This is a genomic window from Thermodesulfobacteriota bacterium (assembly GCA_035559815.1).
Lineage (GTDB): Bacteria > Desulfobacterota_D > UBA1144 > Nemesobacterales > CSP1-2 > DATMAT01.
This window is the reverse complement of the sequence record DATMAT010000061.1, coordinates 1-23,678: the sequence shown is the minus strand read 5'-3', so window position 1 is coordinate 23,678 and position 23,678 is coordinate 1. Positions and strand designations below refer to the sequence as shown.

Annotated in this window: 21 protein-coding genes; 9 read left to right on the top strand and 12 right to left on the bottom strand. The window is 46.8% G+C overall.

The genetic code is table 11. The features are described from left to right. The coding region (locus VNN20_14955) for a helix-turn-helix domain-containing protein (GenBank protein ID HWP93490.1) at positions 1-775 on the top strand (775 nt) is incomplete at its 5' end. A gap of 134 nt (positions 776-909) precedes the next feature. Further along, a complete protein-coding gene (locus VNN20_14950) occupies positions 910-1,830 on the top strand; it encodes an LLM class F420-dependent oxidoreductase (protein ID HWP93489.1) in 921 nt (306 codons plus the stop codon). Positions 1,831-1,869: 39 nt separating this feature from the next. On the opposite strand, the gene VNN20_14945 is transcribed toward VNN20_14950, so the two are convergent. From VNN20_14945 to VNN20_14935, 3 genes are read right to left on the bottom strand one after another with little or no spacing between them, the layout of a single operon-like run. Then, positions 1,870-2,268: a hypothetical protein gene (locus VNN20_14945; protein ID HWP93488.1), complete on the bottom strand. Its 399-nt coding sequence runs from the start codon at positions 2,266-2,268 to the stop codon at positions 1,870-1,872. Positions 2,269-2,328: 60 nt separating this feature from the next. Further along, positions 2,329-3,159 carry a class I SAM-dependent methyltransferase gene (locus VNN20_14940; protein ID HWP93487.1) on the bottom strand — a complete coding sequence of 277 codons (831 nt, stop codon included), beginning with the start codon at positions 3,157-3,159 and terminating at the stop codon, positions 2,329-2,331. Next, on the bottom strand, positions 3,160-3,906 hold the full coding sequence (locus tag VNN20_14935) for an N-acetylmuramoyl-L-alanine amidase-like domain-containing protein (GenBank protein HWP93486.1): 747 nt from the start codon (positions 3,904-3,906) through the stop codon (positions 3,160-3,162). 808 nt (positions 3,907-4,714) lie between these two features. Between VNN20_14935 and VNN20_14930 the strand changes: the two genes are divergently transcribed. Further along, entirely contained in the window at positions 4,715-5,716 is a 1,002-nt protein-coding gene (locus VNN20_14930; protein ID HWP93485.1) for a redoxin domain-containing protein, read from the top strand. 88 nt (positions 5,717-5,804) lie between these two features. Here VNN20_14930 and VNN20_14925 read toward each other — a convergent pair whose 3' ends face one another. The 4 genes from VNN20_14925 to VNN20_14910 all read right to left on the bottom strand — a co-directional run bounded on the left by VNN20_14925 (position 5,805) and on the right by VNN20_14910 (position 11,719). Further along, a complete protein-coding gene (locus VNN20_14925; protein ID HWP93484.1) occupies positions 5,805-7,166 on the bottom strand; it encodes a sigma-54 dependent transcriptional regulator in 1,362 nt (453 codons plus the stop codon). Continuing rightward, positions 7,159-8,649 carry an ATP-binding protein gene (locus VNN20_14920; protein HWP93483.1) on the bottom strand — a complete coding sequence of 497 codons (1,491 nt, stop codon included), beginning with the start codon at positions 8,647-8,649 and terminating at the stop codon, positions 7,159-7,161. The genes VNN20_14925 and VNN20_14920 overlap by 8 nt, the downstream gene beginning before the upstream one ends. Positions 8,650-8,757: 108 nt before the next feature. After that, entirely contained in the window at positions 8,758-9,591 is an 834-nt protein-coding gene (locus VNN20_14915; GenBank protein HWP93482.1) for a prepilin peptidase, read from the bottom strand. Next, complete coding sequence (locus VNN20_14910; protein HWP93481.1) at positions 9,578-11,719, bottom strand: CDC48 family AAA ATPase; 2,142 nt, start codon at positions 11,717-11,719, stop codon at positions 9,578-9,580. The genes VNN20_14915 and VNN20_14910 overlap by 14 nt, the downstream gene beginning before the upstream one ends. A 147-nt stretch (positions 11,720-11,866) precedes the next feature. On the opposite strand from VNN20_14910, the gene recF reads away from it, so the two are divergent. Continuing rightward, on the top strand, positions 11,867-12,973 hold the full coding sequence (gene recF, locus VNN20_14905; protein HWP93480.1) for a DNA replication/repair protein RecF: 1,107 nt from the start codon (positions 11,867-11,869) through the stop codon (positions 12,971-12,973). Here the strand turns inward: recF and tenA are convergent. Further along, a complete protein-coding gene (gene tenA / locus VNN20_14900) occupies positions 12,945-13,616 on the bottom strand; it encodes a thiaminase II (GenBank protein ID HWP93479.1) in 672 nt (223 codons plus the stop codon). The two genes, recF and tenA, sit on opposite strands and share 29 nt — an antisense overlap. 503 nt (positions 13,617-14,119) lie before the next feature. Here tenA and VNN20_14895 point away from each other — a divergent pair. The 5 genes from VNN20_14895 (at position 14,120) to VNN20_14875 (ending at position 19,970) form a co-directional block, all read left to right on the top strand. Next, positions 14,120-15,757 (top strand): thiamine pyrophosphate-dependent enzyme, encoded by a 1,638-nt coding sequence (locus tag VNN20_14895; protein ID HWP93478.1) that lies wholly within the window; start codon positions 14,120-14,122, stop codon positions 15,755-15,757. Between the two features lie 93 nt (positions 15,758-15,850). Next, on the top strand, positions 15,851-16,978 hold the full coding sequence (locus tag VNN20_14890; protein HWP93477.1) for a CapA family protein: 1,128 nt from the start codon (positions 15,851-15,853) through the stop codon (positions 16,976-16,978). A gap of 82 nt (positions 16,979-17,060) precedes the next feature. Continuing rightward, the gene (locus tag VNN20_14885) at positions 17,061-17,525 is read left to right on the top strand and encodes a GatB/YqeY domain-containing protein (protein HWP93476.1); all 465 of its coding nucleotides are present in this window, start codon (positions 17,061-17,063) and stop codon (positions 17,523-17,525) included. 22 nt (positions 17,526-17,547) lie between these two features. After that, positions 17,548-18,063, top strand: coding sequence for a peroxiredoxin (locus VNN20_14880; protein ID HWP93475.1), 516 nt, complete (start codon positions 17,548-17,550; stop codon positions 18,061-18,063). A 95-nt stretch (positions 18,064-18,158) separates the two neighbouring features. Beyond that, complete coding sequence (locus VNN20_14875; protein HWP93474.1) at positions 18,159-19,970, top strand: M3 family oligoendopeptidase; 1,812 nt, start codon at positions 18,159-18,161, stop codon at positions 19,968-19,970. Positions 19,971-20,031: 61 nt separating this feature from the next. Here VNN20_14875 and VNN20_14870 read toward each other — a convergent pair whose 3' ends face one another. From VNN20_14870 to VNN20_14855, 4 genes are all read right to left on the bottom strand, one after another. Continuing rightward, positions 20,032-22,062 (bottom strand): response regulator, encoded by a 2,031-nt coding sequence (locus tag VNN20_14870; GenBank protein ID HWP93473.1) that lies wholly within the window; start codon positions 22,060-22,062, stop codon positions 20,032-20,034. A 174-nt stretch (positions 22,063-22,236) separates the two neighbouring features. After that, the gene (locus tag VNN20_14865) at positions 22,237-22,890 is read right to left on the bottom strand and encodes a tetratricopeptide repeat protein (GenBank protein ID HWP93472.1); all 654 of its coding nucleotides are present in this window, start codon (positions 22,888-22,890) and stop codon (positions 22,237-22,239) included. Then, the gene (locus VNN20_14860; GenBank protein HWP93471.1) at positions 22,887-23,462 is read right to left on the bottom strand and encodes a C39 family peptidase; all 576 of its coding nucleotides are present in this window, start codon (positions 23,460-23,462) and stop codon (positions 22,887-22,889) included. Before VNN20_14860 ends, VNN20_14865 begins: the two co-directional genes overlap by 4 nt. A gap of 17 nt (positions 23,463-23,479) precedes the next feature. Then, a partial coding sequence (locus tag VNN20_14855) for a PA2779 family protein (GenBank protein ID HWP93470.1) occupies positions 23,480-23,678 on the bottom strand: 199 nt, incomplete at its 5' end.

Genomic DNA, 23,678 nt, shown 5'->3' with positions numbered 1-23,678 from the left:
CTATCACTTGTTCATCAAGACCCCTCATGCCAACATATCTCCAGGCATGCACTATCTTAACACTTCATATACAAACTGGTTTAAAGCAGAGCATAAGGTAGTGGGAGTTATATTTCAGGGCAGGTACAAATCTATACTTGTAGATGAGGATAACTACGGACTGAGGCTATCAGCCTATATTCACCTAAACCCGGTAAGAGCGGGGGTTGTCACTGACGTGGAAGAATATAAGTGGAGCAGTTACCAAAATTATATTGGGAAAAGAAGCCCGGTAGAAAGACTGAATACCGAGTTTATATTAGGCCAGCTTGATGAGGATATGAAAAGAGCTAGAAGGAAGTATAGGAGATTTGTCCTCGAGAATATGGACAGGGTTAATCCAATGGGAGATTCATATAGAGGGTTAGCTCTAGGCAGTGAAGAGTTTGTGAAAAGTATAGGGAAGAGGATAAAGTTGTTAGGAAGAAAGAGGGAAGTAACTGAGACAAAGATGGCCGGGACGTGTAGTTTGGAAGAAGTAATCGGAAGCATTATGAGTAGCTTTGGAGTAGAAAGGGAAGAGGTTTTTCGAAAGAAGAGGGGGAATATTTATCGTCAGATGGCTTTGTACTTAATCAAGAAATACACGATGCTAAGTTTAAAAGAAATAGGAGAAGTGTTCGGGATGGATTATGCGGCGGTATCGCAAGCGTGTAAGAGGTTTGAGAGGTTGAGCGAGAAGAACAGGAAGGTTTCAGTGATATTAGCAAAATTGAAGAAGGAGCTAATGGGTTAACGGGTATAGTTAAATGTTGAGACCCGACCCCTATCACTACCCAGCAACATTGATGGACAAAAATCGGTGCTAGATTAAACTAAATCGATATCATTTTAGTTTTCCTAAAATCCTAGTTAAACAGAAGGTAAAAAATGAAATTCGGGATTGCATTACCGATTCGCAGAGACTTTGAGCTGGATTTCCATACCGAGACGGCTAAAAAGGCCGAGGAACTGGGGTTTGATTCCGTCTGGGTAAGCGATCACGTGGTAGTCCCGGATAGGTACGTCGGCAGATTCAGCAAGGTCTTCTATGACCCCTTCGTCCTTCTATCTACAATCGCCGCACAAACGAAAAAAGTAAAACTAGGGACAAGCGTAATAATCCTACCCTACCGAAATCCCATCGTAGTTGCAAAGATGGTTGCCACCCTGGATATGCTCTCGGAAGGAAGGGTAATATTCGGGGTAGGGACTGGATGGATGCGGGAGGAATTCGATACGCTCAGAGTCCCACACAGCGAGAGGGGAAGAAGAACTGACGAATACATAAGGATTTTTAAGGAACTGTGGGAGAAGGATGAACCAAGGTTTGAAGGAGAGTTTTTTCGGTTCTCCAACATTAAATTTTATCCCAAGCCTTTTCAAAAACCCCACCCTCCCATATGGGTCGGAGGAGGCAGTAAAAGAGCGGTAAAACGAGCCGTTCAATTCGGTAACGGATGGCATCCCACCTGGGTCAGCCCGGAGGATATGGAAAGAGAGATAACCTATATAACCAACCTTGCTAAAGATTCAGGAAGAGAATTAAAGGACTTCGTTTACTCGGTGAGAAACAGGCTTCGGATATTTGATGCAAGTGATGATGTACACGAGGGAACAGACGTCGGAGAAAGGCCGCCATTCTCACTATGCGGAACAGCAAAGGAGATAAGAAATCACATAAAGCGATACGAAGAAATAGGGGTCTCACACCTGGTGGTCGATGTTGTCGCTGAAAGCGACAAAAGTTTGTTTGATACTATGGAGAGATTCGCCCAAGAGATAATGCCTGAGTTTATGGATTCGAAATAATGTAGAGACGACCCGCTGGGTCGCCTCTACTCAAAGTTGCTAGCCTTTCTTCTCATTCACGATATCATACACTGCCTGCCAGTAGCGCCACCAATAGGAATTTTCTTTATGGTTTCTTTTCTGCCCGTCGGAATAAAATAATACGTGGGTGGCATCACCCTGGTAGAGCAGTAGCTTTTCGGCGGCGTCTTTAACCTCGGCCGGGTCAATCGGAATAGTGTCCAGGACCGCATTCACCTGGCCTTTGATTTCCTCGATATACTTTTCAATCTCCGAAGCGTGCACTCTGATTTCGTTGCCCCAAGTCACCACATCCGGAGACAAATACTCCAGGTTATTGTTGATAACATCGACGAAGTCCAAAACCTTGTATAGAGAATCATTTGCTTTTTTCGTCTCGTTTAAGAGCTTATTAAACTCCTTAGCAGTGGGCGGCATTGGTTACCTCCTTCAGTTTAATTACCTAATAATCTCGTGATGGAAAATCATTCTTTTTCTTCAATCCATCTGCCCGAAATAAACCCTGGTATCGTATTCAAAAATCACTTTACCATCATTTTGATACTTGAGGAAAATGCGCTCTAACTCGTCCATCATCGGTTCATAATTGGGATGACCCTCCATCGGGGTAAACGACATGGAAAGAAGCCTACCTTTTAAACCCTCGAAATTAAAGACCTGAAAGTTTTCAAATAGTTCTATCCTGTAGCCGTTTTTCCCAAAGAAACCAGAAAGGCTCTGATAATCGAAATACGCCGGGTCCACCTTTTTGTAATCCGTTCCGTAACTCCGTAGTAAATCCTCAAAAGCAGTCAGGAAAGGAGTGGTATCGGTTCTTCTGTTGTTCCATATAATCACCACCCAACCGCCCGGTTTGAGTATGCGCAAAAACTCCACTTTAGTTTTCCCGAGATCAAACCAATGGAAAGCGTGCCCGACGGTTATGAAGTCAACGCTGTGACCTTCCAGGGTAGTCCATTCAGCGGTTCCATTAATGCTCTTAAAATTAGGATATTCATATAACAAGTCCTCTGCTACTTTCCTCATTTCCTCATTCGGCTCGACGGCAAACACAATATTACCGTTTCTCAGAAACATTTCAGATAAAATTCCGGTTCCCGACCCTATGTCCGCAATGACCGAAGAAGAGGTCAACCCACACTCGCTTTTCATCAAATCTATAATCTCCTTCGGATAACCGGGGCGGTATTTGTCGTAAAAACGGGCTCTCTCCGAGAATCTCTTGGTTGGGGTACTTTCCATCTTCACCTTGTTCATAGCCAGAATCGAGGTCTTAATAGAGACGCGATTAATCGCGTCTCTACCCACTTACTTGGGCCTAAAAACTACCAGACCGGGTTTATTTGACATATACGTTATCAAGTCCTCATCGACCACCTTTCTATTTGCCTCTCTTGATGAAGCGTGCCGGAGATACACCTTATCCCCTTTCTTGACGATAATCCCGGTATGAGAAACATCCAGGCCCTGGATATCGGAATATATTCCGACATAGTCACCGGTTTTCAGCCGTCTTAATAGTTCGTCATCAATATTAGGTGATGGGATATATTTGATTTCCCTTTGCTTTACCGGGATCCCGGGTAGAAAATAAGTCCCGTCTCCTTTCTTATTCAGGACTTTTACTATTGTCTTCACCTTCTCTCTACCAACCTCTTCCGTAACATCAGTAACATTGCCCCCATTAAATTCCGGCCAGTCGGTAAAAAAGTGATTCCTGTTTTGAAAGGCGACCTTACCGGATTGGTATCTTACGTGCTTCAGATTTTCTTTGAACTCAGTAAATGAATCGGAAAGCCGCATCGCCTCGACATAATCGATATAGGTAAAGCAATCCATTCCCTCGAGATTTACGACGAAAACCTCGGGGGTGCCTGCATCTCCAATCAACGTCGATTCCTGATAATCGGCACCTAAAAACTGTTTAGAAAGAAAGTCTATCCGCTCCCCCGTATCGGTAATCCCTGATGATTGGTTTAAGAGTTGGTTTAATTTATTTTCCGTCCAGTTACCCAGAATAATGATTTCTCTGTAATTTTTTGGCTCGCTTCCCAAGCTAGTCCTATTAGATGAATAAAATGCTATAACTGAGAGCAGTAATACCAAAAATGAGCTTATTAAATACCTAGAATTCATTCGGAGCATTTTCATTAATTTACCTGAATTGATAGGTCTACATAAGCAAAACCCAAGGAGTTGAAAATATGACATATTGTAGAGACATGCCATGGCTGTCCATACGGTCAAGCATTTTCAAACAACTCCTAAGGATTTTTTGATTCACTTCTACATAGGATTTATTCGATGCATTTGTAGGGAACGCATATGCTTCGACCATGCTCAGCACAGGTATGCGTTCCCTACATTGAATGTATCAATGCTCAAACTTATCTAAAATACGAGATTGCCACACCGCCAAAAGAAGCTGGATCAGCAGGTCGAAGTGCTCATGGTTCGACTCAGTTTATCTTGAGCGCAGTCGAAAGGCTCACCATGAAGGGGTGATTAAACTCCCTACAAAATTCCTTCACCCTGAGCGGAGTCGAAGGGTGAGGACCTCGGTGTATTTTATGCTGCACGAAGTTGAAGCACTCATGATAAACTACGACGAAGGGTGAACCTTCCAGTTGCCATTTTTGCGAGGAGTCCTTCAATTTTCTCAGAGCCTGCCCCGAGCTAGACAAATGGACAGACCTTACGACAAAGCAATCCGTTGAGAAAAACGATATCGTATTATCAAGAATTTCATATGTCATTTGAACTATATGGTTTGGACAGCGGTGAACAATTAGACAAAAACAGCCGCGACAAGTTAAAATAAACCGTAGAGTTTTCAAATAACGTCTAAGGAGCAACACCCCCTATGTTCGTAGAAAAAGGAAAAGTGCATATACCCGAACTGGCTGGCGGTAAATGGATTAACTCCGAAGAGATAAGCGTGAAAGAACTAAGAGGGAAAGTCATTTTAGTTGATTTCTGGGATTATACCTGCGTAAATTGCATAAGAACGCTTCCCTACCTCAAGGAATGGCACAGAAGATACCGGGACAAAGGCTTGATAATCATAGGTGTGCATGCGCCGGAGTTTTTCTTTTCCAGGACCGAGGGAAACGTTTTAAAAGGAATGGAGGAGTTCGGAATCGAATACTCGGTGGTTTTGGATAATGACTACCAAATCTGGCACAGCTTTGCCAACCGTTACTGGCCGGCAAAATATCTGGCCGATAAAAACGGCTACATCCGCTATGCGCACTTCGGCGAGGGAAGCTACGTGGAGACGGAGCTGGCGATTCAATTGCTCCTTAAGGAAATTAATCCCGATGTCGAGCTTCCGGACCCGATGAAACCGGTAAGAGACACCGATATTCCCGGCATACACTGCTACCGGGTTAGCCCGGAGCTCTACTGTGGCTATAGCAGAGGAAGGCTGGGGAATCCGGAAGGGCAAAAAAAAGACGAGGTCCAGGATTACAAGAAACCGGAGGTCAGACTGGAAGATACCATATATGTCGAAGGAAGATGGCTTAGCACTTCCGAATACATGAAGCCTGCTTTGGATGGCTCGGTTGATATGGCTCACGTTTACCTGAAATACACCTCATCGGAAGTAAACCTGGTGATCAACCCGGAAGGAGACGGGGATTTTAAGCTCTATGTGATGCAGGATGAAAAATACCTGGACCCACAGGATGCGGGCGAAGACGTAGAGTTTGATTCCGAGGGTAAAAGCTATATCGTAGTAAGAAAACCTAAGATGTATAAACTCATCAAGAATAAGGAATTCGGCTCGCACCACTTAAAGCTGTCCACCAATTCAAACGGCCTGGCCTTGTACGCATTTACCTTCGTAACCTGCGCGGTGTAGCACAGTTTGCAGTTGAGAGTTGAAAGTTGATGGTGAAAAGAAAGTTATAAGTTTTGAATTCTTAATTCTTAACTCTTCACTCTTAACTTTAATCTTCTTCGTCCGAGTACCCGTACTGCTTAAGCTTGTAGAGTAAGGCCCTTCGGCTGAGGCCAAGAAGCTTTGCCGCCTGGGTGCGATTTCCATCGGTTTTGGAAAGCGCTTTCTCTATATACGCCTTTTCCAGCCTCTGCCAGGCCTCTTCCAGTGAAAGGGAATCTATAAGGGTATTCATCCGGAAATCATTCTCCCTAATACCCAGGTCGATTCTGTGTATATATTCCGAATCGGTCAGAATCATTGCCCTCTCTATTACGTTCTCCAGTTCTCTTACATTCCCCGGCCACGGGTATTCAAGAATCTCGGACATCGCACTTGGGCTCACACCCTTGATTTTACGATTTAGTTTCTGGTTGTATTTCCCTAAGAAATGTTCAATAAGAAGTTTTATATCCTCCTTCCTTTCTCTCAAGGGAGGAATGTGGACGGGGAGAATGTTCAATCGGTAATACAAATCTTCCCTAAAACTTCCCTGCCTGACGTCCTGGCCGAGGTCACGGGATGTAGCCGTGATGATCCTTACATCAATCTTCATGGTTTTTGTATCACCAAGCCGTCTTATCTCTTCCTCCTGGAGCACTCTCAGCAGTTTCGGCTGGAGCTGAAGGGGGAATTCTCCGATCTCATCCAGAAATAACGTCCCGCCATTGGCTTCCTCGAAAAGTCCCTTCTTTGTGCCGTGAGCCCCGCTAAACGCCCCTTTCACGTATCCAAAGAGCTCGCTTTCGAGGAGTGTATCAGGGATAGCCGCACAGTTTACCGCCACAAAAGGTTTATCTCTTCTCGGACTGGTTTCGTGAATGGCGCGTGCCATAAGTTCCTTGCCCGTCCCGCTTTCTCCAGTTATGAGTACGGTGGTTTTATATTCAGAAATCCTTTTTGCAAAATCTACAACACCCTTAATCTTCTCACTCGCAAATACTATTTCCTCAAATCCTTTCCCCTTCCCCAACTCCCGGCGAAGAGAAATGTTTTCTCTTCGGAGCCTTTTTTTCTCCTCGGCCATACGCATTCGCAGTATAAGCTCATCGGGATTAATCGGTTTGTTGATATAATCATCCGCCCCGCACTTTATCGCTTCGATCGAGGTCTCCACCGTCCCGTAGGCGGAGATCATTATCAGGATCGAACCCAAATCCCGATTTTGAATCTCCTTAAGGAACTGAATCCCGTCCATGCCCGGCATTCTTATATCGCAGATGATGAAATCGTAATTCTTCCCGTCATCGATGAGTTTAACTGCGGAGAGTCCGCTCTCGGCGGATTCAACCTGGTATCCCTCCATACTCAGTATCAGGGAAAGCGATTCCCTGACTCCAACCTCATCATCTATTACCAGAACCTTAGCCATGACCATCCCCCTCGGCCGCGGGAAGCGTTACTCTAAAGGTGGTTCCCTTTCCGGTCTCGCTTTCCACCGATATGCTTCCATCGAAGATTTGGACGATTCTCTGAGAAACGGAAAGCCCCAGCCCGGTTCCCTTCCCCGGCTCCTTAGTAGTAAAAAAGGGGTCGAATATCTTATCCATCATTTCTCTGGGAATCCCTGCACCGTTATCCTCTACCGCGATCTCCACATCCCCGTTAGAATTTCGAGCGGTCGACACGGTGATCACCCCATCGCTAGAGACGGCATCCTTGGCGTTCAGAATCAAGTTTATAACGACCTGAGAAAGCTGGTGTGGGTCTACCTCGATGGAGAGAGGCCCATTTGAAAGCTCTAAGTTAAGCTCGATATTCTTTAATATGCCCTGAGTCTTTACTATATCCACAGCGCGATTGACCACGTCGTTTACCCCTATCCTTTTCAGCTCGAAGTCCCGGGGACGCGAGTAATCGAGCAGCGTGCGGATTATTCGGTCGATTCTCTCCACTTCCTTCTTGATGTTTGTCAGAAACTCGGCTCTACTTTCCCCATCCCGGTTGTGATCCCTCCTTAAAACCTCTATGTAGCCCTGAATGGCCGATAGAGGGTTTCCTATCTCATGCGCCACTCCGGCGGCCAGCTTTCCCAGTGATGCCAGTTTCTCCGAAGCTATCAGCTCTCGCTGAGTCCTCAGAAGCGCACGGTTTGCTTCTTCGAGAGCCTCGATATTCTGTCTAAGCTTAGTCTTATTCCCCTCGATTTCATCATACATCTTTTTTAGAGCATCATGGAGCTGGTTTATTTCTTTCACCCCTCGCCGGTTCGTCTCCTTGGGAAACCGGCCCCTTGCTATCTCCTCAGTCGTTTCTATTAGCTCGTGGACCGGCCTGACCACCCTTCTGGAGAGCAGATAGAAGCCAAAGAACGCAATCACTAACAAGTTTAGGATGGTGGAAATAGCGATTAACCTCCGGCCCAAAACCAGGCTTTCTTCCAGGGACGAAAGAGGCTGATAGATAAGGATGACGCCCTGTCGCCCCCCATTTTTGTCGAGCGGCGATACAATCTTGATCCCTTTGTAGAACGCAAACGGGGGTATATTGAAACCTTCTATGTCAACCGTCGTCCTTCCGGTCTTCATGACCTCGATAATGAGCGGATCGGTGGTGCTTACCGCTGATTTATTGGAATTTGTATTAAAAAACCTTCTCCCCTGATTGTCCGCAATAACCCCCCAGGCCCCTGGTTCCAAGACATCCTCCAGGAATTCAATCCCTCCCTCGATGTTATTTCCCTTGGCATACAAGGACTCAAAGACAGCGATTACCGATTTCACCCCTTCGATCTTCCCCTGAAGGGCAAACCTTTCCGTTACCTTGTAAGCAATAATGCCCAAGAGAAACATGGCCACGGCGGTGAGAAAGAGAATATTAAAGAGTATTTCCGCCCTGAGCCCAAGTTGACGCATGGTATCACCCACCTAGGGCGAACACCCGGTTCGCCCCTACCAAATATTAATGTAGAATTCGTCTTACATCTACCTAGTCGGATTTACCTTCCTGGATAAATTCGATAACTAAAAAAACCCGAAGCCGCCGGTGTAACAGTAAATAACAGCGGCCAGAGAAAGGAATGGACCATAGGGAATGGCGTACTTCAAATCGCCTCTTTGGTAAAGAATTATGGAAATTCCGACCACCGTTCCGATAAGAGAGCTTACGAAGGCTACGAAAATCACCCCCTTCCAGCCGAGGAAGGCTCCGATCATGGCTAGAAGCTTCACGTCCCCCATCCCCATGCCTTCCCTTTTTCTTATCGCCTGATACAAGAAGCCGATGAGATAGAGAATCCCCCCTCCCAGAATTACTCCGAATAGTGAGTCAACGACCGGCACCCCGTTCAATATGTAGAGAACGCTCCTTAGGTCAAACTGAGAAGAGTGGAAAATCACCCTGGCTAACCCCCAGTCTGTGCTCAAGACAGAATAAATAATGCCTACCACTATGCCCGGGAAGGTTATTACGTTTGGGATTATCATGTGTTCCAAATCTATGAATGTTATGACAATCAATGAAGAGATAAAAATGAAATAGAAGAGTGTCTCCAGGGTGAGACCGAATTTCCAGACTAAAAGCGCACAGGTCAAACCGGTAAGAAGCTCGACTATTAGATAAACCGGCGAGAATTTCTCCCCGCAGACCCGGCATTTTCCACGGAGAAGAATATAGCTCACTATCGGAATATTGTCATAAAACCGGATGGGGGTGTTGCAGGTGGTACAACTGGAAGGAGGGAAGACTATGGATTGCTCTCTCGGCAACCGGTATATGCAGACGTTAAGGAAGCTTCCAACGACAGAACCAACTATGAAGGCAAATATATAGAGGGGAATAAAATTACTGGGTTCCAATAAATATCCCTTTTTCAGAAGTTAGAGAAACGCCCACCCTGCCCTTCATCTCTTTTAAAGCGTCCTCGAAATGACACTTCCTTATCCTCAGGATCCCTTTACCCCGCTTGATATGGTCCTTAATAGCGATAATGGAAGCCCTTTGACAAAGCAACTGAACATCTGCTCCGGAGAAATTCTTGATGCCCACGGCAATTTCTCTCAAATTCACATCCCTGGAAAGTGGCTTTCCCCGGGTATGAATCTTTAATATCTGCACTAAAGCGATTTCATCGGGATAAGGAACCTGTAAGAAGAGGTCGAATCTGCCCGACCTCAGGAGCGACGGGTCAACAATATCTACTCGGTTAGTAGCAGCCAGGACCACGACCCCCCTTAATTCTTCTATTCCGTCCATCTCGGTCAGCAATTGACTAACTACCCTTTCCGAAACGCGTGTTCCATCCCTCTCCGCACGACAGGGGGCCAGGGCATCAATCTCGTCAAAAAATATTATGCACGGCGCGACCTGCTTGGCTTTCCTGAAAACCTCCCTGATCGCATGCTCGGATTCCCCCACATATTTGGAGAGCAGCTCGGCACCCTTGACCGAGATAAAATTCACCCCGCTTTGATTTGCAATAGCCTTGGCCAGGAGTGTCTTGCCGGTACCGGTCGGGCCATGAAGCAGTATTCCCTTGGGTGCTCTCGTACCGGTAGCCTCGAAGAGCTGTTTGTATTTCAGTGGCCATATCACCGCTTCGGTGAGCTTCTGCTTTATGTCTTCAAGACCGCCAACGTCGTCCCAGGTAACTTTGGGTATCTCCACAAATATCTCTCTTATTGCAGAAGGTTCGACCTCCCTCAGTGCGTCGATAAAGTTCTGCATACCGACGCTCAGTGTCACAATCTTCTCGTAAGGAAGAGAGCCATCCTCGAAATCTATATCCGGTAGCGCTGTTCTAAGAGCCCTGATTGCCGCTTCGCGGCACAGGTTCTCAATATCGGCGCCTACAAAGCCGTGGGTTAGGTCAGCAATCTTTTCCAGGTCCATGTCCTTTTCCAAGGGCATACCCCGTGTATGCACCTCCAGGATCTCCAGCCTTCCGTTCCTATCCGGCACATCCAAACTTACTTCCCGGTCAAACCTCCCCGGCCTCCTCAGAGCCGGGTCAAGCGCATTAGGGAGGTTTGTAGCAGCGATTACCACAACCTTCCCTCTATCCTTTAGCCCGTCCATCAGGGCCAGAAGCTGGGCCACCACCCTTTTCTCCACATCCCCCGTGACCTTGTCTCTTTTCGGGGCGATGGCGTCAAGCTCGTCTATGAAAATAATCGACGGCTGGTTTCTGGTGGCGATCTCAAATATATCCCTCAACCTTGCCTCGCTTTCCCCGTAGAACTTATGGATTATCTCCGGGCCGTTAACCAGGTGGAAATTAGCACTGGTCTCATGCGCCACCGCTTTGGCCAAGAGTGTCTTACCGCTCCCCGGCGGCCCTACCAGGAGTATTCCCCTGGGCGGTGCTATTCCCAACCTTTCAAACACCTGAGGATATCTCAGAGGAAGTTCTACCATTTCTCTGACCTTACCTATCTGTTCTCTTAATCCGCCGATATCCTCATAGGTCACCCTTGAGGCGTCTACCTTGCCCTTCGGTCTTTTCCTGAGCTCAATCTTGGTTGTAGGTTGAACCACAACTGATTCGGCGGGTATTGTCCCGAGAACCTGGAAATCCTCATTCCTCGACCCGGGAAGTGTAACTCGTAATCTATCGCCAACGGTCAAAGGAATTCCATCGAGGCGGCTTACCAGGAACTTTGTATCATCTCCGTTAAAAAGCATCTCATTATTGAGAGGGGAAAGAACCACCTTTATCCCCGGCTCGGTTTCTACCTTCCTCACAAAAACACGGTCATCAATCCCTACCCGGGCATTCTCCCGAGTAATTCCATCTACCTGCAGTATGGACTTTCCCTGGAGGGACTTTTCTAGCTGCATGACCCGGACTACCGTCCTTCTCTTACCGTCAATCTCTATCAAGTCCCAGGGACTAACGCCGAGAGCACGCATGTCTTTGGGGTCGAGCCTGGCAAACCCTTTACCGGCATCTTTAACCGCAATCTCGCATATCTTGAGAGACAACATCGCTTTCACCCACTAGGAAAATATTACCGTATCAAAAGGATTAAGGTCAAGAATGAATTAGCTATCACCATCTCTCCGACAAAGCTAAATTGAACTACTATATTGTTTTAATTATACTACCCGGAAACACGGGCAAGTAGCGCTTCTGTGATACTCAGGTCTATAACTTTAAGGAATTTTAGGAACTACAAGAGCGAAACCCTTACCTTCCATGAGAGATTCAATCTGATTTCCGGAGATAATGCCCAGGGTAAAACCAACCTCCTCGAAGCAATACATCTTCTATGCACATTCCGGCCCTTCAAACAGGTCAAAATGGAAGAGCTGATTAGCTTTGGCGAAACCGAAGGCCGAATTAAAGGGGAGATTGACGCCGATTCCGGCCTTAATGAGGTGCACGTAATCCTGACCAGAAACGGGAAAACGGTAAAACTAAATGGCAAGATAGCATATAACACAAGCAGAGTAGCGAGCAGGTTTAGCGTCGTGAGCTTCCTGCCTCTAGACCTGGAATTAATCAAGGGAACCCCGCAGGTGAGAAGAACTTACGTCGACCTGCTGGTGTCGAATTTTGACCCCAACCACGCCAAGGATTTAAAATCCTACTTTCGGGCGGTCACTCAGAGAAATGCACTCTTGATGAGAAAAGAACAATCCGTAGAAGCACTGGAGGTCTGGGACGAGAAAATAGGAGAACTAGGAGGAAGGATAGTAAAGAGGAGGATTAATTTCATTCAAAAGCTTGAGCACGAAGTAGAGAGGAATTATGTGTTCATCTCCGGACTAAAACAAGAGGTAAAAATCCTTTACAAGCCCTCTTTCAAGCTTGAAGGAAGTTTCGAGGAGGAGTTGAAGAAGGAATTAATATCCAGGTACAGGATAGATAAAATCCGGGGACATACCTCCGTAGGCCCACACCGTGATTTAATAATATTCACCATAAATGGAAAAGACGCCTCTACTTTTGCTTCCCAGGGCGAGTCAAAAACCCTGGCCCTCTCTCTCAAGGCTTCGGAAATAAAACTCATAAGAAACATCCTTAGGAGAAACCCCGTCCTCCTCCTGGATGACGTGGCCAGCGAACTGGACCAGAATAGAAAGAACTTTCTTTTTCGATTGCTTCAGGAGTTCAGCGGCCAGGTTTTTGTCACTTCAACTAGTGCTCAAGAACTACCGGATACCGAACTCAGAAGAATCTTTCAGATAAAGGCGGGAAGGGCACAAGTCATCCCACCGGCCAGCCCTCGCACCTGAGTCCCATATCCCAGAACATCCACTCGTAGCGGCTGGTGGTGATGAAGTGCTTTTTCATCGCCTCCTTCTGGTCATTTTTCAAATCCCTGGCAATTTTATTGGTGATGTTCAAGACGGCCTTTACTATTCGAGCATACTCTTCCCCTCCATAGGTATCAATCCACCTTTGATAAAGGGGATTAGGAGAACCCCTGGAGATAAGCGCTTTTCCTACCTCCCAGTAAATCCAATAACAGGGAAGAAGTGCGCCCATGACCTCGTGAAATGGGGATGAATACGCTGTGGAGAGAAGATAGCTGGTATAGGCCAGGTTTGTGGGGGCCAGGGTAGTGTTGACAATATCCTTCTTCTTCAGGCGAAAATCCCGAAAAAAGCTGTCGTGAAGCGCCCGCTCGACCTTGAGTGCCCCGGCAGAGTGCTCGTTGAACATGATTATCCAGTCGTCCTCCGGGGCCTTAGCCGCGGCAATGCTTAGGGAACGGGCAAACTCCCTTAGGTAAAGGGCGTCCTGAATAACGTAAAACTTAAAGCTCTCCTGGCTGAGGGAGCCATCGGTTAGCCCTCTGATAAAAGGATGATGGATTATCGATTCATAAATAGGGATTATCTCTTGCCAGAGTTCCTTGGTAAAGGTTTGACCCATGCCCGTGCCCTCGAATCCACAACCAATTAGACATTACCTGATTTTAAAAAGGCGAAAAATAAGGCCTCGTACAGAATTGTAATAACCGGACAACAGAAGTTGCCAAAAGGGCTCTTCTTAATTCTTAAATTCCATTTTTAGAAATGTTCGGTTAAGGATTAGTTCTTCTTGCTTTGTGAAACTAACGATTAATAATTATGTTAAATTAAATGCATTAAACTGGATTAAATAAAACAGACGATGTCATATCAAGTTGTTGTACTCAAAAACGGAACCACCTTGTATCTCGTTGTCACCTTGAGCCCTTCATTACATTCAGGGTAGACTCCGCGAAAAGGGTCTCAGTTGTCATGCTGAACGAAGTGAAGGATCTTAAATTAGACTCTTCACCTTCGGCTCAGAATGACAATTTGAGAAGTTTTTCCAAAATGTGCAACTTGCCTTGATACTGTACTATTGAACAAGCTTTGATTAATACAAATTAGATCTCCAGGCAGGTGATTATGAAGAACGGACAGAATATCGGCCAATACCTAATCGAACGGCTGTACGAGCTTGGCGTGCGACACGTCTTTGGCGTGCCCGGTGACTTCGTGCTCGGGTTCTTTCAACAGCTAGTGGAGAGCAAAATGCAGGTAATTAACACCTGCGACGAACAGGGAGCCGGCTTTGCCGCCGATGCCTATGCCCGCGTGCGCGGCCTGGGAGCGGTATGCATTACCTACTGCGTCGGAGGCCTGAAAGTGGCAAACACCACCGCTCAGGCATTCGCCGAAAAATCCCCGGTCGTGGTCATAAGCGGCGCCCCCGGTATGAAAGAACGGGTGAAAAACCCGCTACTTCACCACAAGGTCAGGGACTTCGATACACAGCTTAAGGTGTATGAGCATATCACAGTCGCTTCCACGGTTTTATACGACCCGGAAACCGCTTTTCGTGAAATCGACCGAGTACTGGAGGCGGCACAACGCTTTAAGCGGCCGGTTTACATCGAACTGCCCCGCGATATGGTCAATGTGCCCGGGGATACTAACTACAAGGCTCAGTATAAAGAGGAAAAAAGCGACCCCGATGCAATTAAGGAATTGCTGTCGGAAGCGGTCAATATGATCAACTCGGCCAAAAAACCGGTTATCCTGGCCGGCATAGAACTCCACCGATTCGGCCTGCAAAATATCCTACTGAAGCTGGTCGAAAAGACCAATATCCCGGTGGCGGCAACGATCCTGAGTAAATCGGTAATATCCGAGCGACACCCTCTTTATCTTGGCGTGTACGAAGGAGCCATGGGTTTTGAGGACGTCAGGGAGTATGTCGAGTCAAGCGATTGCCTTATCCTGCTGGGCGTTTTCATGAGCGACGTTGACCTTGGTATTTTTACAGCGCATCTGGACCAGGGAAAATCCATTTATGTAACCAGCGAGAAGGCCATGGTCCGACACCACACCTACGAAGAGGTACGTCTCCAGGACTTTATTCAGGGACTGCTCGAAGCGGATATCAAGCGCCATGAACCGGGCCAGACACCCCATCCAAAACCGCCACCCGCCTTCTCGGTTAAACCCGGCGAGAAGATAACCGTGAAGCGGTTGTTCCAGCAGTTAAATGCCTTTCTCGACGATAATACCGCGGTTATAGCAGAACCCGGAGACGCCCTAATTGGAGGTGCCGACCTCTTCATCCACGGGGCTACCGAGTTCATAGCACCGGCATACTATCTTTCCCTGGGGTTTGCTGTTCCGGCAAGTATAGGTGTCCAAATGGCTAACCCTAATGTGAGGCCTCTGGTGCTAGTAGGCGACGGCGCCTTTCAAATGACCGGTATGGAGTTATCCACAATCGCCCGGTTCAAGCTAAACCCGATCGTGGTTGTCTTCAACAACCGAGGATACGGGACGGAACGGCCTATGTTGGACGGCCCTTTCAACGACATACACCCATGGAAGTTCAGCAAAATCCCCGAAATGCTGGGAGCAGGCAAGGGATACGATGTAAATACCGAAGACCAACTGGAAGAAGCCCTTCGCTCAGCCCGGGCCTACGAAGAAGGATTTAGCATCCTGGATGTTCACTTAGACCCGCACGATAGCTCGCCGGCTCTTAAGCGTCTGACCGAGTCGCTGGCAAAAAGAGTAAAGTAGGTATTTTTCTTGGGCTTAGCGTATAGCCTTACTCGAGTTTCTGATTACAGCACCTGGCCAATAACTAAATATTTAAAAAAGACTTGAAAACCAATGACGAAAACTAGCCCAACGAGGCCTATCACCATATTCATGTGCGGCGATGTAATGACCGGAAGAGGAATAGACCAGGTGCTACCTCATCCCAGTCACCATCTTCTTTATGCCCCCTATCTCCGAAGTGCCCGAGAGTATGTTGACCTTGCCGAGAAGATAAATGGTTCTTTCAATAAGCGGGTCGAGTTTTCTTATATCTGGGGAGATGCTCTCAAAGAATTCGAGAGATTGTCGCCCGACCTCAAGATTATCAACCTAGAGACAAGCATAACTACAAATAACGATTACTGGAAGCGCAAATGGATACATTATAGAATGCATCCTAAGAATGTTGCCTGTTTAACCGCAGCCGAGATTGATTGCTGTTCGCTTGCAAATAACCACGTTCTTGACTGGGGATATCAGGGTCTAAGAGATACCTTGGAAACCCTAGATAAAGTTGATATAAAGTTTACCGGCGCCGGTCTGAATCGGTACAAGGCTGAAACTCCTATCGTGATGCCGGTAGAGAATAAAGGAAGGATAATCTTGTTTGCGTACGGCTCAGTCACGAGTGGAATACCTCCAAAGTGGGCCGCTTCGCATAATAAGCCCGGCGTCAGTCTACTAAAGGATTTTTCCGATGAAACAATTAATCACATTGGCGAGAAGGTTAAGGAGCTAAAGAAGAAAGGAGACGTTTTAGTTATATCTATACATTGGGGAAGAAATTGGGGGTACGAGGTTCCATCCGAGCAAAGAGAGTTTGCCCGGAGACTAATAGACGAGGCCGGGGTGGACATAATTCACGGACATTCTTCTCATCACCCGAAGGGAATAGAGGTTTACCAGGGGAAGCTCATCATATATGGATGTGGCGACTTTATGAATGATTATGAGGGCATCGTCAAGCATAAAGAGTTTAGACCCGACCTCACCTTGATGTATTTTGTGAGCATGGACCCATCGTCCGGTAAACTTACCGGTTTACGAATGAGCCCGATGCAGATTAAGCACTTCAAATTAAACCGAGTCAGAAGAGAGGATGCGTTCTGGATAGCAGAGACCATGAGCAGGGAAGGCAAGGAATTTGGAACTCGGACAGAGGTGTTAGAGGATAATACATTAAGATTGGAGTGGAATTAGTTTTCTTAAACAATATGTGGAATTCTGGGAGTGTAAAGTAGTCTGACCCGGCAGTTTATGGTAACTTTTAAGGGATTAAAATATGAGTCTCAGGAACAAAATCCCCGAAGACCTGAAGAACGCGCTTAAGAATAAAAACCAGGTGGAGCTTTCCGTACTCCGTATGCTGCAGTCCGCTATAAGAAACAAAGAGATCGAGAAGAACAAAGCTGAACTTACCGATGAAGAGGTTATTCAGGTTGTAGCCGGTGAAATCAAAAAGCGTAGGGAATCAATAGAGGGATATCTGAAGGGGCGGAGGCAAGACCTAGTAGATAGGGAAAATGCCGAGCTCGATGTTCTGATGAAATACATGCCCAGGCAAATGACCGAAGATGAGATCAGAGAAGAAGCCAGAAAGGCTATTCGGGAATCCGAGGCAAAAACCTTAAAAGAAATCGGAAAAGTAATGAAGATTATTATGCCCCGTACCAGAGGGAAGGCCGACGGTGCCCTGGTAAATAAGGTGGTAAAAGAGGAATTAGAGAAAATGGAGGGTGGAGTTTAGTGTGAGAGTATGGGAGTACACGATGATGAGAATACTTAGATTGATTGCTTTCCTCGCTTTCATTCTTTGCTTTCCCTTTTTCTCCGAAGCGGAGCTTAAGGTGGGCGAAACCGCTCCTGAATTTAAAGCGACCGACCATGAGAACAATACGTTAGATTTAAAAAACCTGAGGGGGAAATGGGTAGTGCTTTACTTTTACCCCAAGGACGACACCCCCGGATGCACCATAGAAGCCAAAGAGTTTACCGAGCTATATCCGGAATTCCTGGAGAATAATGCATTGGTATTCGGCATAAGTGCCGATGATAAAGAAAGCCACTGCGATTTCCGGGATAAACATGCTTTGAAGATTCCTCTAATTCCAGATGAAGAAAAGGAAATAATGTCGTTATACGATGTACAGGTTTCCGGGGGCTACGCCTCGAGAGACACGGTTATAATCGACCCCTCCGGAAAGATAGCGGAGATATATCGGAAGGTAAAGCCGGCCGGCCACGCAAAAGAGGTTTTGGACTACATTAAAGAGAATTCAAACTGAGCTTAAACTTGTCTATTTCTACATCCGGGCATAGCTCATGTTTTAAAGCTTAAATTGCTATATCCATAAAATAAACACGTTGAGGAGAACAGGAAATGGCTGAGTTGGCAGAATCCACTCCAGTGGGGTCGGAGGGAATAAGATGGGATCTTTCAGACCTTTATTCAAACCTCGATGACCCGCAAATAGAAAAAGACATCAAAGATGCGCTCTCCAGGGCAGAGTCGTTTGAGGAAATATACCGGGGAAAAATAAACTCGGAAACGGTTAACCCATACCTTCTTCTTCAAGCGGTAAAAGAGTTAGAGTCAATACAGGAACAAGTGGGGAGGTTGCTCTCCTATGCTTATCTTGTCTTTGCGGGAGACACCAGCAACCCAAAACACGGGGCATTTCTGCAGTCGGTTCAAGAAAGAGCGACCGAGGTTCGCAAACACCTCCTATTTTTTGAGCTGGAGTGGATCGCTCTCTCTGATGAAGTAGCAAACACACTTATACATCATGAATCGCTTGCTCATTACCGTCATTTTCTCGAACGTGAGAGAAGATATAAACCGCACCGCTTGAGCGAGCCTGAGGAAAAGATTCTTGATGAGAAGGCGAACACCGGTTCACGTGCCTTCAGACGGCTTTTTGACGAGGTAATAAACAACATCCGGTTTAAGGTCAGGCTCGACGGAAAAACAAAAGAATTGACCGAGACCGAGACGCTTACCCTCTTGTACGATGCCGACCGTAGCAGGAGAAAAGCGGCGGCCAAAGGACTCACCTTAGGCCTTAAGGAAAACAAACATGTCCTTACCTATATATTCAACACCCTAGTTCAGGACCACGCTGTTAATGACCGCCTGCGCTCTTTCCCGGACGCCATGGCCTCCCGCCATCTAGACAACGAGATCGACAAGGCTACCGTGGACGCTTTAATAACATCCTGCGAGAAGAACTACCCCTTGGTCGAAAGGTACTACAACCTTAAAAGGCGGCTTCTTGGTCTAAAAAGGTTCTACGATTACGACCGTTATGCACCAATATTTTCGGAGAAGAAAACAATCGATTACCAGACCGGTAAGGAAATCGTGCTGGAGGCATTCGGACATTTCTCTCCACTGATGTCAGAAGTTGCCGGCGAGTTTTTCGATAAAAACTGGATTGACGCCGAGGTGAGAGAGGGAAAGCGAGGCGGCGCATTCAGCCACAGCACCGTGCCCAGCGCTCATCCGTACGTATTTATCAACTATACCGGGAAGCTCCGGGACGTTATGACCCTGGCTCATGAACTGGGGCATGGAATCCACCAATACCTGTCCCGGAAACAAGGATATTTCCAATGTCACACCCCGCTCACCACCGCCGAGACGGCAAGCGTGTTCGGAGAGATTCTGGTGTTCCATAAACTGAAAGAGTCGGAGAAAGACCCGAAAAATAGGCTCTCGCTCCTTTGCAGCAAGCTAGAGGATATCTTTGCCACCGTTTTTCGCCAGGTGGTACTCACCAAGTTTGAGGAAAAGCTCCATAGGGCCAGGAGAAATGAGGGTGAACTTACCAGCTTGCGTATAAACGAACTATGGCTCGAGGCCAATCGCCCCATGTTTGGTGAATCCGTGGTGTTAACGGAGGATTACGGATGGTGGTGGATGTATATACCTCATTTCATCCATTCACCGTTTTATTGTTACGCCTACTCCTTTGGAGAACTTCTGGTACTGTCCCTTTATCATAAATACCTACATGAGGAAAATGCTTTTGTGCCGCGATATATAGAGCTTCTTTCTTTCGGGGGCTCGGAGTCACCGGAAAGACTTCTGGCCCGTGTCGGTGTGGATATTACCGACCCTAACTTCTGGCAGGGGGGATTAGACCTGCTGAGGGACATGGTGGAGGAGGCTATAGAACTGGCCAGGTTTTAGTAATAAGGGCATTGATTATTGGCTTGCGAAAACTGTTAAGAAAAAAGTCGGCTCGGTTTATTTAATTTTCCATCACTTTTTTGACTACTTTAGTGAGCTCTTCGATCTTATAAGGCTTGGCCACGACCCCGTCGAACCCATATTTTCGGTAATCGGACATTACCGGGTCGTTTGAATATCCACTCGAGACTATCGCCTTCACCTCCGGGTCGATGCGACGAAGCTCCTCCAGCGCCTCTTTACCCCCCATTCCCCCTGGGACCGTCAAATCCATTATCACCAAGTCAAACCGTTCCCCAGACTCTTTGGCGCTCCTGTACTTCTGGATGGCCTCCTCGCCGTCCCCGGCGTAATCCACCTCATACCCGAGCATAGCCAGAACCTCTCCCGAAGCCTCCCTCACTATCTCCTCATCATCCATAATCAGCACCTTTCTCTTTACAAGAGGCTTCTCGAACAACTTATCTTCATTCATTTGCAGCTCCTGGACGCTCGCCGGTAGGTATACATGAAACTTAGTGCCCCTTCCCCTATCCGTTTCCACTTCCACGTAGCCGTGGTGGTTCCTTACTATCGAATACACTACCGCCAGTCCGAGCCCTCCCGCCCCTTTTTTGGTGGTAAAATAGGGGTCGAATATCTTGGATAGATGCTCTTCCGATATTCCCACTCCCTGGTCCTGGATAGTAATTTTGACATACCGGCCAAGATGGTCCGCATTAACAGTCCGGTCTTCGTTGGTAATATTCTGTGCGGAGACCTTGATTAATCCCCCGTCGGGCATGGACTCCTCGGCGTTTAATAAAAGATTTTTAATGACCTGAATTATCTGTCCTTCGTCTATTTCCGCAGGCCATAAATCCTCCTCTACCGAAAGCTCATATCTGACAGCAGGATCGTATGGTGTAAAATCTATGGATTCTCTGAGGAGATTCATCACCGAAGTAATTTTTTTTACCGGAGCCCCACCCTTAGAGAAGGTTAGAAGTTGCTTGGTTAAATCCCTTGCCCGGAAACAAGCCTTCTCCGCCTCGCTCAGCCTTGTATAAATCCTATCCTCTGTGTCAAGATGTATCTTGGAAAGGGAAATATTCCCAAGCATAACCGTAAGAAGATTGTTAAAATCATGGGCTAAGCCGCCGGCCAAGACGCCGATCGATTCCAGCTTTTGGGCTTTTAAAAGCTCCTCCTCTATCTTCTTTCTTTCAGTTATATCTCGGAATACCAACACCACTCCTACAATATTGCTGTCCTTATCATGAATCGGGGAACTAGTAGCGGATACAAACTTCTGACCGCCATCCCTCGCCGCCAGGACAGCGTCCTTAGGAAGATAAACTATCCGGTCCGTCTTTATGGTCCTTTCTACCGGATTCTCAGAAGCTTCCCCGCTTTGGACTTTGACTATGCAGAAGACCTCGGCAAAGGATTTACCCATCGCCTCTTCCTTTTGCCAGCCGGTAATCTGCTCCGCCACTCTATTCATGAGTACAATCCTTCCTTCCGTGTCGGTAGCAATCACCCCGTCACCTATGGAGCGAAGGGTCACTGTTAATCGCTCCTTTTCTGCCGCAAGGGCCTCCTCTATCCGTTTGCGCTCGGCTATCTCCCTTTTTAAAGATTCGTTAATTTCCCTGAGCTCCCTGGTACGTTCCTCAACCCGATTCTCTAGTTCGTCATGAGCCCTCCGAAGAAGTTCTTCCGACCGTTTTCGCTCGATCGCATAACGTATTGAGCGAATGAGGTGCTCGCCGTTGGCATCTCCCTTGATGAGATAGTCCTGAGCTCCCATATGTACCGCCTTGACTGCCAGTGTTTCGTCATCGTTTCCGGTAAGTATTATAATCGGTAATTTGGAGACCTGTTTGTACATCCGGACGAATGTATCGAGTCCCCCGCTATCGGGCAGGTTGAGGTCTAAAAGAACCAAATCAAACTCCTCCTCTCTCAACCGGTCAAGTCCAGTCTGGAGGCGGTCGCTCCACTCCAGCTCGAACCGGGTATCTTTCCCCCGAGCTAAGAACATGCTGATAAGATCGGCATATCTGTGATCGTCCTCTACCAAGAGGACCCGGATAGGATTGTTTATCATATTTTTCCCACCATTAAGTAGTGAAGAAAATATAGTTTTCCCCTCATTCATTTCAACTTTGCAACAAATGTGCCATGGGCCCTTCACACATAACCCACCCTACACACTTATTTTTTGCCAATAACCTAAATTATATAAGTGTTATAGAAGACAAATTTTGTTAAAATTAAGTATTCATAAAATTTTAGGAAGCGGGACGGTAGCAGGAGGGCCTTCCATGGATACAGGCTCTTTTATAATCTCCGGGCAGTCCTTCACCCCTAGTTGCCGGAGATGGAGCTCGATCTCTTCGAGTAACAATTGATCATCTTCTCCCAATTTCTGGCAAGCTTTAAGGAGAACCTTCTTCGCCTTTGATTTATCGCCGACCCTAAAGTAGAGAACACCAAGGGTATCCAGAGCATAGGCTGGGCTGTCATCAAGAGAAGGTATAGCTTTAGTCAGATATTCAAGGCCTTTGTGATAATTCTCGTTGAGGGTGATATAAAGAGAAGCCAGGTTATTGGCCGCCTCTATATTTTTCTCATCTTTCTTGAGTGCTTTTAGATAGTTTTCCTCTGCCTGTTCGTATTTCCCCTGTTTGTAATACACATTGGCCATGTTCACCAGGGGTACAACCAGAGTCTTATCCTTATCCACCGCTTTCTTGTACTCCCTAAGGGCCAGGTCATATTTGCCTTCCTTTTCGTAGGCTACTCCCAGGTTGTTATGTTCTTCGGCGGTTAACGGGTCAGTCGTCAGCAAGGCGATATGAGGAAAGTAACTGCAACCATAAGAAAAAAGGGAAAGTATAAGGAGGGTATTAAATTTTATCCAATTCTTTCTCACTTTCTCACGACAAGCATTAGTTTGTTCATTTTTTCCCACTCTTTATCTAGCTCAGAAAAACTTACCACCTGGGCGCCCTTAAATCCAGTGTGTAGTATAAAAACACCCTTGCTCTTGTCGTAACCATATACGACATAATAGTGGGGAACGCTCAGTACCCACCTTCCGAGGTCAACGATCACTATGACCGGTATACCCTGGTCTATGACGGAGATGAGCGCATCTATGTCCCCGTTCTTCGTCTCCGTCTTGTAACCCATCTGCCTGGCGAAGTTCTCCATGTCCGATATAAGCGCTCCCCCCAATTTCGGAGTATAGACATGTTCGGCAATTTCCTCCTGGTTTATATCCCGGCCGTAAAATCTCATGACCGATTCCATGGCCGCAGGACCGCAAAATTCATCCTTCTGCTTCACAAAAGGAACATTTTCTATGACCTCGGCCTTATCGGAAGCGGATATGCCCCCTTCCACCGAGTGCCGTTGGGAGCATCCGGCAAGTAAAAGAAACAAAATTACTGGCGAAGCAATGCCCCCGGGCGCAAAGGCCCTGATTAAGTGAGTGAGGCTCATAACCTTCCGTACAAAGATTATATTCTTCTTAATATTATTAGTAACAATATGGCTATTACAAAGACTACCAGGACTATCACCGCCGCCGTGGCCGCACCGTCTCCTCCAGCCGGTATGCGGTCAGAAAGGGCGGCCAACTGATGTATCTGCTCATCGCTCATCCTATCCATCTTGGCCATTACTTCTTCTTTGCTAAGCCCATGGCTCTTAAGCCTC